The 17,010-nt window shown below is 74.8% G+C and carries 11 protein-coding genes; 5 read left to right on the plus strand and 6 right to left on the minus strand.

From position 1 onward, the window contains the following. Positions 1 to 37: 37 nt before the first annotated feature. From ABD120_RS02630 to ABD120_RS02655, 6 genes are all read right to left on the minus strand, one after another. Positions 38 to 3,559, minus strand: coding sequence for a tetratricopeptide repeat protein (locus ABD120_RS02630; RefSeq protein ID WP_343948019.1), 3,522 nt, complete (start codon positions 3,557 to 3,559; stop codon positions 38 to 40). Continuing rightward, positions 3,556 to 4,956, minus strand: coding sequence for a hypothetical protein (locus tag ABD120_RS02635; RefSeq protein WP_343948020.1), 1,401 nt, complete (start codon positions 4,954 to 4,956; stop codon positions 3,556 to 3,558). Before ABD120_RS02635 ends, ABD120_RS02630 begins: the two co-directional genes overlap by 4 nt. Before the next feature lies 1 nt (position 4,957). Beyond that, positions 4,958 to 5,983 carry a hypothetical protein gene (locus tag ABD120_RS02640; protein ID WP_343948021.1) on the minus strand — a complete coding sequence of 342 codons (1,026 nt, stop codon included), beginning with the start codon at positions 5,981 to 5,983 and terminating at the stop codon, positions 4,958 to 4,960. Positions 5,984 to 5,993: 10 nt separating this feature from the next. Further along, on the minus strand, positions 5,994 to 7,034 hold the full coding sequence (locus ABD120_RS02645; RefSeq protein ID WP_343948022.1) for a hypothetical protein: 1,041 nt from the start codon (positions 7,032 to 7,034) through the stop codon (positions 5,994 to 5,996). Positions 7,035 to 7,081: 47 nt separating this feature from the next. Then, on the minus strand, positions 7,082 to 8,620 hold the full coding sequence (locus ABD120_RS02650) for an aldehyde dehydrogenase family protein (protein WP_343948023.1): 1,539 nt from the start codon (positions 8,618 to 8,620) through the stop codon (positions 7,082 to 7,084). Between the two features lie 68 nt (positions 8,621 to 8,688). Beyond that, complete coding sequence (locus tag ABD120_RS02655; protein ID WP_343948024.1) at positions 8,689 to 9,234, minus strand: cupin domain-containing protein; 546 nt, start codon at positions 9,232 to 9,234, stop codon at positions 8,689 to 8,691. A 147-nt stretch (positions 9,235 to 9,381) separates the two neighbouring features. Here ABD120_RS02655 and ABD120_RS02660 point away from each other — a divergent pair, with 147 nt between their 5' ends. The 5 genes from ABD120_RS02660 to ABD120_RS02680 are packed head-to-tail and all read left to right on the plus strand — an operon-like array spanning position 9,382 to position 17,005. Next, entirely contained in the window at positions 9,382 to 10,434 is a 1,053-nt protein-coding gene (locus ABD120_RS02660) for a hypothetical protein (RefSeq protein ID WP_343948025.1), read from the plus strand. Then, complete coding sequence (locus ABD120_RS02665) at positions 10,431 to 11,915, plus strand: DUF5691 domain-containing protein (protein ID WP_343948026.1); 1,485 nt, start codon at positions 10,431 to 10,433, stop codon at positions 11,913 to 11,915. Before ABD120_RS02660 ends, ABD120_RS02665 begins: the two co-directional genes overlap by 4 nt. After that, positions 11,912 to 12,976 carry an ATP-binding protein gene (locus tag ABD120_RS02670; protein WP_343948027.1) on the plus strand — a complete coding sequence of 355 codons (1,065 nt, stop codon included), beginning with the start codon at positions 11,912 to 11,914 and terminating at the stop codon, positions 12,974 to 12,976. The genes ABD120_RS02665 and ABD120_RS02670 overlap by 4 nt, the downstream gene beginning before the upstream one ends. Beyond that, the gene (locus ABD120_RS02675; protein WP_343948028.1) at positions 12,973 to 15,864 is read left to right on the plus strand and encodes a DUF5682 family protein; all 2,892 of its coding nucleotides are present in this window, start codon (positions 12,973 to 12,975) and stop codon (positions 15,862 to 15,864) included. The genes ABD120_RS02670 and ABD120_RS02675 overlap by 4 nt, the downstream gene beginning before the upstream one ends. Beyond that, positions 15,857 to 17,005: a VWA domain-containing protein gene (locus tag ABD120_RS02680; RefSeq protein ID WP_343948029.1), complete on the plus strand. Its 1,149-nt coding sequence runs from the start codon at positions 15,857 to 15,859 to the stop codon at positions 17,003 to 17,005. The genes ABD120_RS02675 and ABD120_RS02680 overlap by 8 nt, the downstream gene beginning before the upstream one ends. Positions 17,006 to 17,010 lie beyond the last annotated feature (5 nt).

Genomic DNA, 17,010 nt, shown 5'->3' on the forward strand with positions numbered 1-17,010 from the left:
GAGCCGGGGTGCCTTTCTTCCACCGCGGTGGAAGGATCTAGAGTCCGAGGTGAGGTTCGTACTCGGGCAGCCTGGACGCGCTCGTCCGCAGCAACGCCAGCAAGTCGGCCCGGGTGTCCGCTCTGCCGCGATCGTCGTGTTCGAGGTCTCTGACGGCCACGTCGATCACGCCCCGCGCCCGCTCCGGCGCCCGGCCCTCCAGCGTGACCAGCGCGTCCTGGTAGCCGGCGCGCGCCGCCTCGTCGTCGCCCTCCGCCCACGCCAGCAGCGCCATGTCGAACAGCAGGAAGTCCGGCTGTACCGGCTTGAGCGCCTGGAAACGCTGGTAGAAGTCGAGCGCCTCGCGGAAGCGGCCCAGCCGGTACAGCGCCCACGCCCGGATCGCCAGATGCTCGGTCTCCTTCGGATCGAGGCGGGCGAGCAGCCGCTCGTAGCCCTCCAGCGACGCCTGCCTCTCGCCCAGCGCCGCCAGCGCGTACGGTCGCCCCGCGAGGCCGCCCACCGAGCGGGGGTCGAGTTCCAGCGCCCGCTCGTAGGCGGCCAGCGCCTCCCGGTCGGCCCTCGGCTCCCCGTAGCGCCGGGCCCAGCCCAGCATCTCGAAGCAGTACGCCGTGTGCGCCCTGCCCTCGGCTGTGGCCTCCAGGCCCGCCGCCCGCGCGCTCTCCCACGCGCCCACGTCGCACAGCGCCGCCGTCAGCTCGGCCCAGATCCAGGCCGCCTCCCGGTCGAGCCGGACCGCCTCGGCGAGCGTGCCGACCGCCTGCACCGCGTCTCCGGTGGCGCGCTGGACGGCGCCCAGGGTGTGCAGCCGCTCCGGGTCGCCCGGCGCCAGCGCCACCCCCTGGGCGGCCGCGCGCAGCGCCTCCTCGTCGCGGCCCAGGGCCAGTTCCACCCAGGCCAGCGCCGAGTGGATCACCGCCTCCTCGGGGCGCAGTGACACGGCCCAGTCCGCCGTGGTCTTCGCCTCCTCCAGGTGACCGGCCGTCTGCAGGGCCTCGATGAGGTAGACGACGATCAGCGGGTCGCGGTCGGTGCGGGGCAGGCCGTCGGCCAGGGCGTGGCCGCGCAGCGTCTGCACCGCCTCCTCGCCGCGCCCGGTGCGCTGGAGGAGGTCGCGCAGGGTGCCCAGGGCGATCGGATCCGCCTGCCCATCGTCCGTGTCGACGGCCGTGCGCAGGTCGGACTCGGCGTCCACGTCGTCGCCGGCCGAGAAGCGGGCGGTGCCGCGCACGGCGTACAGCCACCGCTCGCCCCGCTCCGGGCCGCCGTCGCGGGAGACACTCTGGTCGATGGCGATGCTCGCGTGGGTGATCGCCTCGGCGAGGTCCCCGGTGACCCGGCAGGTCTCCGCCAGCGTGCCGCGCGCCCACGGCAGGTTCGGATCCAGCTCGACGGCCCGCTCCAGGGTCTGCCTCGCCTCCTTCGGCCGCCCCGTCGCCAGTAGCAGCTGGCCCAGGGAACCGAGCGCGTACGCCGTCGGCAGCGCCCGCGCCGCCTCCTCCGCCAGCGCCAGGCCCTCCGCCGCGCGTCCCGTCAGCCGCAGCACCTCCGCCAGGTCGAGGAGCAGGTCCGGGTCGCCCGGAGTCAGAGCGAAGGCCCGGCGCAGGTGCTCCTCCGCCTCCTCCAGCCGCTCGGCGGACAGCAGCACCGTCCCCAGCCGTGACAGCGCGAACGCCGAGGTGGGTTCGAGGGCGACCGCCTCGCGCAGCTCCCGCTCAGCGCCCTCCCTGTCGCCTGAGCGGTGCAGCTCGACGCCCAGGTTGGCGTGCAGGGCCGAATGCGCGGGAGCCAGCCGTAGCCCCTGCCGGAACGCCTCCGCCGCCTCGGCGTGGTTGTCGAGGCTGCTGTGCGCGAGGCCGAAGACGCGGAAGTCCTCCGGTTCGAGCGGCCGCATGCCGATGATCGTGCGCACCTGCTCCGCCAGCTCCTCGGTCCGGTCGAGCCGCTGGAGGAGGTCGCACAGGGCCGAGCGCAGGCGGAAGTCCGACGGGGAGACCGCGACCGCGTCCGCCACCACGTCGAGGGACTCGGCCGCCTGCTCGTCGCTCCACCGTTCCAGCCCCGAGGCGACCAGGGCGGCGACGGCCGCCGGGTGGTACGGGTCGAGCGTCTGCGCCTTGATGAACGCCTCCTCCGCCTCGGCGTACCGGCCCTGGACTGTGTGGACGTCGCCGAGGGCCGCGTACGCCTCCGCGTCGTCGGGAGCGTTCTCCAGCGCGTCGTCCAGCAGCCGAAGGGCCCGGTCCGGGTCGGCGGAGGCGAGCGCCCTGGCGCGGGACAGCAGTACCCACGGCGTGTCGAAGCCCAGCTCCATCGCGGCGGACAGATCCTCCTCCGCGCCCGGCAGGTCGTGCACGCGCCGTCTCAGCTCACCCCGCACGGCGAGGACCCACGAGTCGTGGGGCTCCCGCGCCACGGCCGCGTCCAGCAGCCGCCCGGCCTCCTCCAGCTCACCGAGGCCCAGCAACGCCACGCCGAGATGGCGGGCGAGGACCGGCTCGCCGGGCAGCAGCTCGCCCGCCCGCCGCAGCAGCGGCTCGCACGCGGGCAGGTCGCCCGTCCCGTACAGGGCCAGGCCCTCCAGGGCGAGCAGGCGCGGGTCGTCGGGCAGGTCGGCGCGGATCTCCCTGACCAGGCCGAGCGCCCGGTCCGCAGCGCCTGTGGACAGGAGGATCTGCGCGGCGCCGAACCGGACCAGATGGTCGGGCGCGCCCGGCTCTTCGGCCCGCAGGGCCAGGTCGATCTCCGCCGTCGCCTCGTCGTCCAGATCGACGCGGGACAACCGGTCGGCGGCCAGGATGTGCAGGTACGGCTCGCGCAACCGGCCGGCGGCCTCGGCGGTGGCCCGCCCCGCCTCGACATACCGGCCCAGGGCCGCGAACGCGTCGGCGGACAGCAGCAGCGTGCCGGAGTCCGCCGGGTCGGCGTGCTCCAGCGCCTCCAGCGCCTCGCCGTACCGGCCCGCCTCGGACAGCGCCCGCGCCAGCGCGCCCCAGCTCTGCGGGGTGAGCCGGTCCAGCTCGGCGGCCAGCTCGTGGCGGAAGAGGGCCAGCCTCAGCTCGGTGTCCCAGCGGCCGCAGGCCGTATCCAGCAGCGCCAGCGCCGTCTCCGGGTCGCTCTCCCTGGCCACCAGCGCGTGGACGTAGGCTTCGTACGGCTCCTCCGGCCCGTCGGCCTCCGCGAGTGCCGAGGCGGCCTCCTGGGCGTGCCCGGTGCGCAGCAGCGCGAGCGCGTGCATCGCGGGCGACAGCCAGACCTCCGCGCTGTCCAGCGCCTGCCGCAGGATCGCCGCGCCTTCCTCGGCGACCAGACCTCGGACGCAGAGTGTGAGCGCCAGCAGGCCGGTCAGCTCCCGGTGCTCGTGCCGTGCCCCGGCGGCCAGGGCCAGCCCGAGGTCGCGTTCGGCGTCGGCGCAGCGGGCGGCCAGGCCGTCCACGCGCTCCTCCCAGTACGCCGCGACCAGCTCGGCCACCCGGTCGCGGTACACGCCGACCGGTGGGTGCAGCTCGGCCCGCAGGCCGTCGTGCCATAGCTCGCCCAGCACCACGTAGTGCGTCATCGGCTTCTCCCTGGTGGCAGATGAGGAGAGGCAGGCGGCGGCAGCGGACGGGCGCCGGAGGCGCGGCTCGTGCCGTTCTGCCTGATCAGCTCCATGAGGCGGTCGGCGACGGCCGGCTCGCGCTCGGGCGACTCCAGCCGCGCCAGCCAGCCCGCGTTGAGGAGGATGACCACCCGGTCGGCCTCGACCAGTTCGGGCGGCTGCCCGCCGCCGGGCCGGTCGAGCAGGTGGCGGGCCCACAGGACGGTCTCGCCCCAGTTCGCGGCGGAGAAGTCGCGCCGCCTGCCCATGCGCAGCGCCTCGTGCACCCCCGCGACGAAGCCCGGGTCGAGCCGCGCGGCCGGATCGGCGCCGAGGTCCGTGGCCGCGCTCTCCCAGAACGCCGACAGCCGGGCCACCTCGTCGGAGAAGGCGTCCTGCCCGTCGGGGTCGCCCTGCCGCCGCAGGATCCCCAGGATGATCTCGGCGCGCTGCGTGTCCGGCGGCATGCCGGGCTGGGCGGGCCAGCCGGGCCGCAGGCGGAAGGTGAACATCGCCCGCGCGTACGCCGGGCCCAGCATGAACGCCCCCAGCGCGTCCTCGGCGAGCTGCTCGGCACCCGGAACCCGGCCGCGCGGGCCGTTCAGGAACCGGTGCAAGGTCCTGATCTTGGCGTTCCTGAGCAGGTTGGCCCCGGCCTCACGGGCGGCCAGCGGCACACTCCAGACGCCCCACTCGGGGAAGCCCAGCTTGATGATGGCGTGCATGCTCAGCGCCGCCTCCCGCGCGGGCAGCGACAGCGCCTCGTGCTGGCCGAGCAGCCGGGTCAGCAGGTGGTCGCTGATCGCGCAGACGCTCCCGTCCAGATCGCTGTCGCGTACGGCCAGGCCGCTGATGAAGTCCACGTAGGCGTCGAACAGCGGACGCGCCTTGGTGTCCACGAAGCCCAGGTAGTCCCGCCACAGCCCCGGCAGGTCCGCCGCGTCGTCGTCGGCCAGCTCCCGCAGCTCCCTGGCCTCCTCCGTCAGGTCGAAGCAGTCGTCCTGGAGCGCGGCCTCCAGCGCCTTCTGGTTGCCGATGACGACCATCCGGTCCCTGACCGGCTCCAGCAGGCGCTTGATCGCGGCCAGCTCCTCCTGGACCTTCCGCACGTCTGCCCCCAGGTCGTTCAGGCTGGTCAGCAGCCGGTGCTCGGTGACCGCACCGAGCTGGCCGTCCTCGCCCGCGCCCAGCTCGATGCCGACGACCGCCGCCGTGACCTCCAGCACGCGGACGCCGGCCTCGGCGTGGGCGAGCGAGTCCAGGGCGGCGTGGATGTGCTCGCGTTTGGCCGTCGCCAGGTCCACGGCCCGGCTCACCTTCGCCAGGTCGGACAGGAGGGTGTCGAGGCGCGTTCTGAGGATCGCGCGTCCGTCCATGTCACGCCCCTCCGGCCAGCAGGGCCAGCGCCCTGCGGTCCAGGTCCGGTCCGCCGTCGCCGCGAAGGCGGGCGCTCCACGCGGCGTTGAGCAGGTGGGCCGCCGTGACGCCCGGCCCCGGCGGACCGTCCCCGGCCAGCGCCTGCGCCGCACTGGCCAGGTGCGGGCCCACGTCGTAGCGCGCGGGGCCGAGATGCCGGTCGAGCTGGGTGAGGATCGCCCGCGCCGGCCCGGGTTCCTCCGGCGGGGCATCGCCCTCCGGCCAGAGGGGCGAGCCGGTCAGGCGGCTCCAGGCGGGCAGGATCATGCGTTCGGCGGCGGCCGCGTACTGGCCGGTGCCGTACTTCGCCGTCATCGAGCGCAGCAGGGCGACCATGGTGCGCACCCGTCTTCGCCACGACGGGTGCGTGGTGCCGGGGACGTCGGCGCGCTCGGGGTCGATCCGCAGCCATACGCACGACAGCGGGTAGGCCGGACCGATCGTGTAGGCGGCGTAGCAGTCGGCCACCAGTTCCTCCTCGCCCGTCCGGTCGGCCAGCTCGCGCAGCGGCCGTTCGTCGCGTTCGCGGACGTGGCGCAGCTCGCGCACCACGTAATGGCCGACCTCGTGGGCCAGCACCGGCAGGTGCCAGACGGTCGGGTGCGGCGGGAGCCTGACCAGGTCGAAGGCACGGGTGAACGACTCGGGGCCCGCGCTGACGCCGATGACCACGTTCGGCGGTACGCCCGCCGTCCGGCACAGGTGCGCCACCAGGCCCTCCGCCGCCGCCATCGCGCCGCCGTCCAGACCGTGCTCACGCAGCAGTACGGCCTGCGTGTAGCAGAGCGCCTCCGCCCGCGCCTTCCGGCACAGCGCCCGCCGGTCGGCCAGCGCCGCCCAGGTGCGGACCCGGCCGAGTTCCCTGACCAGGTCGCCCGCGTGGGCCCGCAGCGCCTGCGCCACCGGGGTGTCGCCCGCCACGCGCAGCACCAGCTCGGCCGTACGCTCCAGGGCCTCGATCTCGGCGCGCACGTGGGCCTCGATCATGCTGTGTCGATCATGGGGTTGTGGCTTCCTCCACCACCGCGCGCACGCCTCTGACCAGCACCGGCCGCCGCCAGGTGTCGGCGTGGTCGGCCGCCGTCACCACCGCGGCGGCCAGCAGCAGCGCCGCCACCGCCCCCGCCGCCAAGGGCGAGGCCAGCCAGGCCGCCACGGCGGCGCCCAGGGACACGGCGAGGGCGATCAGGTCCATGCGGCGGCCGAAGCCGTCCGACAACTCCGTGAGCTCCGCCGTGGCCCGATCCAGTCGGGCGGAGTCGAGGCCGTCCGCCGCGAGCCGCGCGGTCAGGTCGCGCTTGGTGCGTTCGACGCCGAGGACCCCTGCCATCAGGAGGGCGCCGGCGCCCTTGTTCTGCTCCAGGCCGTCGGCGTACCCGGCGACCGCCCGGCCGGCGCGCTCCAGCAGCGGGGCCGTGACGAGGCCGCGCAGGGCGGTCAGCGCGCGTTCGAGGACGCGGACGGCGAGGCGGGCCAGCGTGCCGGCGGCGGCGCCGAGCCCGAGGTCGTCGCCGAGCCGTTTGACGTGCTCGGCGAGTCTGCCGACGAACGGGATCTCGGTCAGCGCGGCGGCGGCGACGCCGGCCGTGCGCTCGGCGATGTGGTCGAGGCAGCCGGCGCACTCCAGCCGCAACGCGGTGATCGCGCTCGGGAGATCGGGGGAGCGGCCGCCGGAGCCCTCGAAGCCCAGGCGGCCGGGGGCGGTCAGGGCGCCTTCGAGCCGGTCGAGGGCGCTCTCCGCCTCGTGCAGGCGGCCGGGGTCGCCGGCCTCGGCCGACAGCAGCGCGCCCGACAAGGCCAGGTCGCGGGCGACGCTCGCCAGCAGGAAACCGGGGTCGGCCGGGCCGGGCGCGTCGGCCGGTTCGAAACCCAGCCGGTCCTCGCCCAGGGTGTCGCGGGCCAGGCGGGTCAGGCCGTCGCGGGCGTAGGCCGCGCCCTCGTCGTCGTCCTCCGCCAGCGCGGAGGACAGTTCGCCGACCAGGTCGCGCAGCGAGCGCGCCGATCGGGACAGGGCCTCGAGGTGCTGTCGTGGAGCCACTGGGCATCCCCTCCGGAGCACATTGTGGTGCTCCGGAGGGGATCAGGCTAGGCCAGCCTGAAGTCCAAGTCCGGCGTGATGTCGGCGACGTCCATCTGGGCCTTCTGCAGCCTGCCGGAATGATCCCAGTTCATCGCCTGCCAGCGGGTGAACTGGTCGAGCACCCACACGCCCGACTGCCTGCTGCCGTTGCCCGACTTGCCGTTGCCGCCGAACGGCAGGTGCGCCTCGGCGCCGCTGGTGGAGTTGTTGACGCTGACCATCCCGGCCGAGATGCCCTCGCGGAAGCGGAAGGCACTGGCCGGGTCGGTCGTGTAGATCGAGCTCGACAGGCCGTAGCCGGGCCGGTTGGCCAGCTCCAGCGCCTCGTCCATGGTCTGGAAGGCGGTCACGCCCACGAGCGGGCCGAAGGTCTCCTCAAGGAAGATCCGGTCGTCGGCGCGGACCCCGGCGACGACCACCGGGTGGTAGAACAGGCCGCCCTCGCCGGTGAACTCGTGGTGCGGGCTGCCCTCGGTGATGCGGCCGGTGGCGCCGCTGACGACCCGGTGGTGCGGCTCGATCCAGGTCAGGAACTCCTCGAACCGCTCGGCGAACTTGGCGTCGAGCAGCGGACCGGCCAGCACGTCGCCCATGGGGTCGCCGATCTTGGCGTTGCGGACCGCGCGGGCGAACAGTTCGAGGAACTCGTCGTGGACGCTCTCGTGGACGATCACCGTGCCGAGACTGGTGCAGCGCTGCCCCGCCGTACCGAAACCGGCGAACAGCGCGCCCTCCACGGCCAGGTCCAGGTCGGCGTCCGGCATCACCACTATCGGGTTCTTGCCGCCCAGCTCCAGGCAGGCCGACTGCAGGTGGCGGCCGGTCAGCTCGCCGATCTTCCGGCCGACCTCGGACGAGCCGGTGAAGCCCACCTTCTGCACGCTGCCCTCGCCCAGGGCCTGCTCCAGCCCCGCGAAGGTGGCGGCGCCGTCGGCGAAGACCACGTTGAGCACGCCGTCCGGCAGTCCGGCCGCCGCGAACAACCGGAACAGGGCGTGCGCGGAGGCCGCGGCGTACTCCGCCGGCTTCCACACCACCGCGTTGCCGCACAGCAGCGCGGGCACGAGATACCACGAGGGGACGGCCACCGGGAAGTTGCCCGCCGTGATCACCGCCGCCACGCCGACCGGCATGCGGAAGGTGAACAGGTTCTTGTCCGGCATCTCCGACGGCACCGTCTGGCCGTACAGCCTGCGGCCCTCGCCGAGGAAGAAGTCGCACGTGTCGACGATCTCCCGCACCTCGCCGAGCGCCTCCTTGTACGGCTTGCCGATCTCCTCGGTCACCAGCCGGGCAAGACTCTCCGCGTTGGCCTCCACCAGGCGTCCGATCGAGGCGATCACCCGCCCCCTGACCGGGGCCGGAACCTTCGCCCACTCCCGCTGCGCCTCCTTGGCCGTCCGGCAGGCGGTGGCGAAGGTCGCGGCGTCCGCGAGGCCGACCTGGGCCACGACCTCGCTGGTGCGCGCGGGATTGGTCGAGTCGTAGGTGCTCGCGCTGGCGGCGTCCTTGCCGCCGACGACGGAGACAATCTGACGGGTCACCGGTGACCTCCTCGTAGTTCCTCCGCAAAGACAATCACATTCTCCGAAACTTTCCGGAGTGTCCCGGATCAGGCCCGGAAGTCGGCGAACTCGAATCCGGGGGAGACCACGCAGCTCACCAGCACCTCCTGCGCGGCGGCGGGGCGCGCGGACTGCCAGACGTTCGCGGGGACCAGCGCCTGCGGCACCTGGCCGCGCTCCACGTCCGGACCCAGCACCACCTGCTCGCCGCCGATCGTCAGGCTGAGCGGGCCGCCCCGGTGCCACAGCCACACCTCGTCGGACTTCACCACGTGCGGCACCGACTCCTCGCCCGGCATCAGCAGGAAGTAGATGCCGGTCGCGCTCGCCCTGGGCCCGTCGTAACCCGCGGGCGAGAACCGCACGGAGGTCTTCCACGTCTGCCTGAACCAGCCGCCCTCGGGGTGCGGCAGCAGGTCGAGGGCCTGCGCGATCGGCGGCCGTTCCACGAACCCCACCGGCTCGCCTGTGACGTCCCGGCGCAGGAAGCGGGTGCCGTCGAGGACCAGTTGCCCCTCCAGGCCACTCCTGAGCGCCTCGGCCTCGTCGGCTACCTCGACGGGCGGGCCGTCCGGGTGACTTCTCAGCTCCATGCCCCTGTTCCTTCCTCGGCGGAAACTGCCATATGCCCTGGGCGGAAACTGCCATATGCCCTGGGCGGAAACTGTCGCATGCCCTGGGCGGAAACCGTCACATTCCCTCGACGGAAACTGTCGTACGCGAGAGCTAGTCTGCGACGGATGATCGACGCGCGTCACGCAAGGGTCGCCGAGGGGCTGTCCGAGCTGGAGCTGTGGCTGGGCGACCAGATCCGGGGCGGCCTCGCCGCCTCGGGCCCCGAGGGCTGGTCGGCGATGGCGCGGCGGCTCGTCGACGCCCAGGCTCCCGGCGCGGCCGGGCTGGTGTCGCGGCTGGTCCGGCTGCCCGCCTCCGGCGCGTGGCCGGAGCGGCTGCTCGCCGAATACTCCCTGCTGCGCCTGCTGGCCGTCGCCTACCGGCGCCGTGCGCACCTGCCGCCGCCGCTGGCGCGCACGGTGCTGACCCGGGTGGGGTTCCCGGTGGCGCGGGCCGAGGTGCTGGCGGCGGCGCCGGTGCGCGATCACTGGCGGGTGGTGGGTTCGCGGGTCGAGGAGGAGGACCGGGTGACGGCCCAGCGGGTGTGGCTGCGGGGGCGCGACAGCGGGCGCGCGGCCCTGCTGCTGGCCTACGTGGGCCCGGGGCGGCCGTTGCCCGACGCGCCCGCCGTGGGCGCCTGCCTGGAGATCGACCTGCGCTTCTACCCGGGCGCGGCACCGCTGCGGGCCCTCGCCTCCATTCCAGACGTCCCCTTCCCCGGCGCCGTCCTTGACGCCTCCGTCCCCGGCGTCCCCGTCCCTGTCCCCGGCGTCCCCGTCTCCGGTGTCTCCGTCGCCGACGGTGGCTCCGGCGGGCTCTGCGCGACGACCTGCTCCCACGCGTCCTCCGCGACGGCTTGCTCATGCGCGTCCTCTGCGGCGGCCTGCGCCGACGGGCCGCCGATCGGAGAAGTTCCTGCGGGGGTGTCCGCCGAGCAGGCGCTGTCCGAGGTGGGGGCGGCGCTGGCGGCCGATCCGTGGACCGATTCCTGGCCCGTGGTCGTCACGGGCACGGTCGCAGAGCTGGGCGGGCTCGGCTTCCACTGGTCGTTTCACGACCCGTGGCGGCTGATCGCCGTCTCCGGCGGGCGGCCGGTGACGGTGGCGGCGGAGTGGACACCGTACGGGCTGCGGCCCATGACCGTGTGGGACGAGGACGGCTCGGCGGTGGTCCTGTGAGCGAGGCGGTGGTGGGCGGGGCGGCGGTGGGCGGCGCCGGTTCGTGGGAGGAACTGGTCTCGGCCGCGCTCGTGGGCACCGACCGGCGACCGTACGACGGAGACCTGCTGGCCGACGCGGCCGTCGAGGTGCTGCGGCGGCGCGCGGGCCAGCGGCCCGCCCCCGAGCCGGCTGCCGACAGGTTCGCCCCCGAGCCGGCGTCCGACGGGTTCGCTCCTGGGTTGGCGGTGGGTGGGGTCGTGCCGGAGCGGGCGGCGGGTGGAGGCACTTCCGAGCGGGTGGCCGGTGAGGTCGCGGAGCCGGAGGAACTGCCGGGTGTGGGGGGCGCGGCGGCGCGCAGGCTGACGCGCATCCTCGGCGGTGAGCACGAACGGTTGCTGGGCGAATGGCTGCGGCTGGCGGCCGCCGCGCGGCGGCACGTGCCCGCACACGTGCTGCCCGAACTCCTCGAACGCGGCAGAAGGGACAGGTCGATCAGAGGACGGCTGGGCGTCGTCGCGGGCAGGCGCGGGCGTTGGCTGGCCGGGTGCAACCCCGACTGGGGCTACCTGCTCGACGAGCCCACGGGGGCGGACTGGGAGTTCGGGCGTCCCGCCGACCGGCTCGCCCACCTGCGGCGGCTGCGCGCCGAGCGGCCCGGCGCGGCGCGCGACCTGCTGGCGCGCTCCTGGGAGCAGGAGGCGCCGGACGACCGGGCGGTGTTCGTCGGGGCGCTGGCCGACGGGTTGTCCGCCGACGACGAGGAGTTCCTTGAGTCCGTTCTCGACGACCGGCGCAGAGAGGTGCGGCAGGAGGCCGCGGGGCTGCTCGCCCGGCTGCCGTCGTCGCGGCTGGCCGCCCGGATGGCCGAGCGCGCCCTGGCGTGCGTCCGGCTGCCGCGCGGCGGGCGGGCGATCGAGGTGGTGCCGCCGGAGACCTGCGACCCGGGCATGCGGCGCGACGGGATCCGGCCGCACCCGCCGCGCGGCGTCGGGGAGCGGGCCTGGTGGCTGCAACAGGTGGTGAGCCGGACGCCGCTCGCGGTGTGGGGCGATCCCGGCGCGGTGCTGGCGGCGCCGCTCGACGAGTGGGAGGGGGAGGTGCGGTCCGGGTGGGTGCGGGCGGCGGTGTCGCAGCGCCACCCGGAGTGGGCCAGGGCGCTGTTCGCCCTCGATCCGATCGCCGACCTGCTCGACGTGCTCCCGGCGGGCGAACGGCAGGAACTCGCGGCCGGGTTCGTCACGAGGAAGGAGATGGACAGCCAGTTGATCATGGTTTTGGGCGGGGTGGAGCGGCCCTGGCGGGACGCGCTGGCCGCCGCCGTACTCAACAAGATCGTCAAGGTGGCGGCCACGCAGCCGTGGAACCTCGGCGAACTCGCCACCCTCGCCGGTGAGCGCATCGACCCGTCGTTGCACTACCTTGCCACCAGCGCGCCCTGTCTGCGGGACGTGGCCACGTTGCTCCGCTTCCGGGCGGAGATGTCGAAGGAGCTCACATGACGGTCCTGCGCGCGCACGCCGAAGAGGAGTTCGCGGAGGAGCTCGCGCTGCTGGCCAAGGACGACGACCGGCCGCGTCCGCCCGGCTGGCTGCTGTCGCCGTGGGCGGTGACGACCTACGTTCTCGGTGACGGCGGGCGGATCACCCCGAAGTACGTCGGCGCCCGCCGCCTGGTGGAGGTCGCCGTCGCCACGCTCGCCACCGACCGGGCGCTGCTGCTGCTCGGCGTGCCCGGCACGGCGAAGACCTGGCTGTCCGAGCACCTCGCCGCCGCGATCAGCGGTGACTCCACGCTGCTCGTCCAGGGTACGGCGGGCACCCCGGAGGAGGCGGTCCGCTACGGCTGGAACTACGCGCGGCTGCTGGCCGAGGGGCCCTCGGAGCAGGCGTTGACGCCGAGCCCGGTCATGCGGGCGATGGCCGAAGGGCGCCTCGCCCGCGTCGAGGAGCTCACCCGGATGCCCTCCGACGTGCAGGACGCGCTGATCACCGCGCTGTCGGAGAAGACGCTCCCGATCCCCGAACTCGGCATCGAGGCGCGGGCCCGCCGGGGGTTCAACCTGATCGCCACGGCCAACGACCGCGACCGGGGGGTCAACGAGCTGTCCAGCGCGCTGCGGCGCCGCTTCAACACGGTCGTGCTGCCGGTGCCCGCCACGGCCGAGGAGGAGGTCGGCATCGTCGCCCGCCGCGTCGAGCAACTCGGCCGCTCGCTGGAACTGCCCGAGACGGTCGCGGCGCTGACGGAGATCCGGCGCGTGGTCACGGTCTTCCGCGAACTGCGCGAGGGCGTCACGGAGGACGGCCGCACCCGCGTCAAGTCGCCCAGCGGCACCCTGTCCACCGCCGAGGCGATCTCGGTGCTCACCGGCGGCATCGCGCTCGCGGCGCATTTCGGCGACGGCGTGCTGCGCGCCGGTGACGTGGCGGCGGGGATCGTCGGCGCCGTGGTGCGCGAGCCGGGCTCCGATCGGGTGGTGTGGCGCGAGTACCTGGAGACGGTGGTGCGAGAGCGCCCGGAATGGCGGGATTTCTACCGCGCCTGCCGCGAGGTGTCATGACCGGGCGCCACGAGGACTTCGACACCCACGACGAGGTCTTGGGCGTCCGCGACGACTTCGACGCCCGCCACGAGGTCCTGGGCGTCCGCGACGAGGTCTTGGGTGTCCGCCGCGAGGTCTTGGGCGTCCGCGGCGAGGTTTCCGGCGCTCGCCACGAGGTTTTCGGCGTTCGCCATCATGGGCCCGGTTCGGCTCGGGCCGTACGCGAGGCGCTGGAGCGGATGCGGCCCGACCTGATCCTCGTCGAGGGGCCGCCGGAGGCCGACGCGCTCGTGCCGCTGGCGGCGGGGTGCGAACCGCCCGTCGCGCTGCTCGCCCACGTGCCCGGCGAGCCGGGCCGGGCGGCGTTCTGGCCGTTCGCGGAGTTCTCCCCCGAATGGCAGGCCATCCGGTACGGCACCGGCCACGCCGTCCCCGTCCGCTTCTGCGACCTGCCCGCAGCCACCACCCTCGCGGCCCCCGCCGAGGGCGAGAGCCCCGGGCGCGGGAACCCTCAGGTCGGGCACGGAGAACCCGACGGCGACCCGCAGTCCGAGTGCGGTGGGCGCGGCGGACATCGGGTCGGGCGTAGAGAACCCGACGGCGACCCGCAGTCCGAGCGTGGGGAGCGCGGCGGTGGACATCGGCGGACCGAGGAGGCGCCGACCGGCGCGCCTGCCAGGACCAGTCCAGCGCGACAGGCCGGGCGCGGTGACCGCGACCCGCTCGCCGGGTACGCCGGGCCAGGGCGTGACCCGATCGCGGGGCTGGCGCGGGCGGCGGGCTACGACGACCCTGAGCGGTGGTGGGAGGACGCGGTCGAGCATCGCGGCGGCAGTGCGTTCGAGGTGGTCGCCGAGGCGATGACGGCCGTGCGCGAAGGGTACGAACCGGACGCGCACGAGGCCCGGCGTGAGGCGTACATGCGCAGGACCGTCCGCGCGGCCCTGAAGGCCGGATACCAGCGGATCGCGGTGATCTGCGGCGCCTGGCACGTGCCCGCCCTCACCCACCCGCTGCCGCCCGCCGCCCGTGACACCGCCCTGCTGCGCGGCCTGCCCAAGGTGAAGGTCGAGCTCACCTGGGTGCCGTGGACACACGAACGGCTCGCCCTCCACTCCGGCTACGGCGCGGGCATCACCTCGCCCGGCTGGTACGAGCACCTGTTCACGTCCCCCGACCGGCCGGTGGAGCGGTGGCTCACCCGCGCCGCCGACCTGCTGCGCGAGGCGGACCTGCCGGTGTCCTCCGCTCACATCATCGAGTCCGTACGGCTGGCCGAGGCGCTCGCCGCGCTGCGTGGCAGGCCGCTGCCCGGCCTGGCGGAGGTCACCGAGGCGGTCCGCGCGGTCATGTGCGATGGCGACGACCTGAGGGCGGCCGTCGTCCAGCGGCAACTGGTCGTCGGCGACCGTCTCGGCCGGGTCGCCGACGACACCCCGATGGTCCCGCTCCGGCGCGACCTCCTCGAACAAAGCCGCAGACTCCACCTGCGCGACCGCACCGACGCCCGGCGCGGCACGGCCGGCGCAGGTCGTGCCGGTGGCGCAGGCAATGCGGGTGGTGCCGGAGGTGCCGGTGGCACAGGTGGTGCCGGTGGCGTGGCTGGCACAGATGGTGCTGGTGGTGTCGGCGCTTCGGTTGGTGCTGTTGATGTGACTGTCACAGGTGGTTCGATTGGTGCTGATGGTTCGGTTGGTGCGGATGGTGGCAGAGGTGGTGCGGCTGGTGCCAGCAGCGCGGACGGTGCGGGTGGTGCGGGTGGTGCGGGCAGTGCGGGTGGTGCTGGTGGCACAGGCGGTGTGAGTGGTGCGGGCCGGATGGGCGGTGTGGGGGGTGCGGCTCCGATTCGCGAGCTCGACCTCGACCTGCGGGAACCGCTCGACCGTGAGCGCAGCCACCTGCTGCACCGGCTGCGGCTGCTCGGCGTGCCCTGGGGGAGGCCGGGGGAGGCGCGCGGCAAGGGGACCTTCCGTGAGGCGTGGCGCCTGGAATGGCGGCCCGAGTTCGACCTGACCCTGATCGAGGCGGCGGCCCTCGGCACCACTGTCCAGGGCGCCGCGACCGCCCGGGTCGAAGAACGGGCGCGGGAGGCACGGTCGAGCCAGGGGGACGGGCTCGGCGGGCTGGCCGCGCTGGTGGAGCAGTGCCTGCTGGCCGGACTGGCCGAGGCGCTGCCCGAGGTGCTGGGCGCGCTGTCCGACCGGGCGGCCCGTGACACGGACGTCGCCCACCTCATGGACGCGCTGCCCCCGATGGTCCGCGCCCACCGCTACGGCGACGTGCGCGGCACTCCGGCGGGCGACCTGGCGGCGGCGATCGGCTCCATGTCGGCCCGCATCAGGGTCGGCCTGCCCGCCGCCCTCACCGGCCTGGCCGACGACGCGGCGCCCGCGATGCTCGCCCGCGTCGACGCCGTCCACGCCGCCCTCGCCCAGTACGCCGACCGCGACGAGCAGGCCGACTGGCTGCGCACGCTGCGGAGCGCCCTGGAGGCCGCCACGGGAACCGTCGCGGGCCGTCTGACCAGGATCCTGCTCGACGCCGGAGCCCTCGACGACGTACCGGCCCGCATGTCCAGGGAGATGTCGCGGGGCAGCGGCCCGGCGCGGGCGGCCGCCTGGATCGAGGGTTTCCTGAGTGGCGGCGGCCTGCTCCTGGTGCATGACCAGCGCCTGCTGGGCCTGCTCGACGACTGGCTCGCCCGGCTCACGCCCGACGGCTTCACGCAGGTGCTGCCGCTGCTGCGGCGGACGTTCGCGGGCTTCGCCGTACCGGAGAGAAGGGCGATAGGGGAGCGGGTCCGCTCACCCGGCCGGGGACGCTCGCCCGGACCGGACCTCGACGCGCGCCGCGCGTCGGCCGCCGAGGCGACGGTGCTGGCGATTCTCGGGAGGACGCGTGGATGAGCGGCTGCGCAGATGGCGGCTGGTCCTCGGCGACGCAGCGGGCCCGGAGGGCCTGGACGGCATGGACGGCACGGACGCGCGCATGGACGCCGCGCTCACCGCGCTGTACGGCGGCACCGGTCACGAGGGCGGGCAGCCCGGCAGGCAGGGCGACCTCGGCGCGTCGGCCCCGAGGGTGGCCCGGTGGCTGGGCGAGATCAGGGAGCTGTTCCCGCCCCGCGTGGTCCACCTCCTGCAGCGCGACGCGGTCGAACGTCTCGATCTGACCAGGCTCCTCGCCGAACCCGAACTCCTGGACGCCGTCGAACCGGACGTGCACCTGGCGGCGACCCTGCTCGCGCTGCGCCACGTGCTGCCGGAGCGCGCCCGCGAGGCCGCCCGCGCGCTGGTGCGGACCGTCGTCGAGGACCTTGAACGCCGCCTGGCCACCAGGTTGCGCGCGGCGGTGTCCGGCGCCCTCGACCGCGCCGCCCGCACCCACCGCCCGCGCACCGCCGCCGACATCGACTGGGACCGGACGATCCGCGCCAACCTCCGCACCTACCTGCCCGAGCACCGGACCGTCGTGCCCGAACGCCTGGTCGGCTTCGCCCGCCGCCGCCGCGCGGTCGAGCGGGACGTGCTGCTCTGCGTCGACCAGAGCGGGTCGATGGCCGAGTCCGTCGTCTACGCCGGGGTGTACGGCGCCGCCCTGGCCTCGGTCAGGGCGCTGCGGACCCGGCTGGTGGTGTTCGACACGGCGGTCGCCGACCTCAGCGACCGCCTGCACGACCCGGTGGAGGCGCTGTTCGGCACCCAACTCGGCGGCGGCACCGACCTCGGCAGGGCGCTCGCCTACTGCGCGGGCCTGGTCACCCGCCCCTCCGACACGATCCTGGTGCTGGTCAGCGACCTGTACGACGGCGGCCCGCGCGAGGAGGCGCTGCGCCGGGTGGCGGCGCTGACCCGCGCGGGCGTCCGGGTCGTGGTGCTGCTGGCGTTGTCGGACACGGGCACCCCCGCCTTCGACCGCGACAGCGCGGCCGCCCTCGCGGCGCTCGGCGTGCCCGCCTTCGCCTGTGCGCCGGACGCCTTCCCCTCGCTCATGGAGGCGGCCGTAGAAGGCCGTGACCTGGCCCGATGGCAGGATTCTCAGCCCTAGGCCGA

Origin of the sequence: Nonomuraea longicatena (assembly GCF_039525605.1) — a bacterium.
GTDB lineage: Bacteria > Actinomycetota > Actinomycetes > Streptosporangiales > Streptosporangiaceae > Nonomuraea > Nonomuraea longicatena.